Raw genomic sequence first — 638 nt, forward strand, 5'->3', positions numbered from 1 at the left:
AGCCGCGCAACAGGCGGCGACGCAGCAGTTGCAGAAGGTGATCGCGCAGCGCTGGATCCTGGCCGAGCAGTCCGAGGGTGCCATCCCCGCGCCGCTGATCGCGCTGCTCGTTGCCTGGCTGACGCTGATCTTCGCCAGCTTCGGCTTCCGAGCACCGTGCAATGGAACCATCATCTTCACGTGCCTCATGTCCGGGGCGCTGGTGGCCGCGGCAATCTATCTGATCATCGACATGGACAGCCCCTTCTCCGGCCCGATCCAAGTCTCGCCGGCGCCCCTGCAGAGGGCGCTGGCGGAACTGACGCAGTGAAGGTCAGGCACGACCGAACATCTCGATCAACAGCTTCGCCGCTACCGCCGCACCGTCGGCGCGGACCGAACGGGCAACCTCGCTCGCACGGATGCGGGTTTCGGGCGCCAGCGCCGTCTCCATCGCCGCCGTGATGCATGACCGCGGCGACGCGGCGGAACAGCGTCTGCTGGTTGACATCGCCGACGGCGAACCAATCGTCCCGGTCGTCGGTAAGGCCAAGCTCGGCCCAGCCACGCGCGATCACCGTGCGCCGGCCCTTGGCGCGGACCGCCTCGATGGCCGCACGGCCGGCCTCCTTGGCCACGGCAATGGAGCCGAAGCCGAC

1 protein-coding gene and 1 pseudogene are annotated in these 638 nt (G+C 68.5%); both read left to right on the forward strand.

All coding sequences use genetic code 11. From position 1 onward, the window contains the following. Positions 1 to 310: pseudogene (locus EOA60_RS36095) on the forward strand (DUF4239 domain-containing protein); the annotation flags it as partial. A gap of 91 nt (positions 311 to 401) precedes the next feature. After that, positions 402 to 638 (forward strand): hypothetical protein (locus EOA60_RS38560; protein ID WP_206628453.1); only part of this gene is annotated, 237 nt, incomplete at its 3' end.

Source organism: Mesorhizobium sp. M1A.F.Ca.IN.020.06.1.1, from assembly GCF_004023265.1.
Taxonomy (GTDB): Bacteria; Pseudomonadota; Alphaproteobacteria; order Rhizobiales; family Rhizobiaceae; genus Mesorhizobium.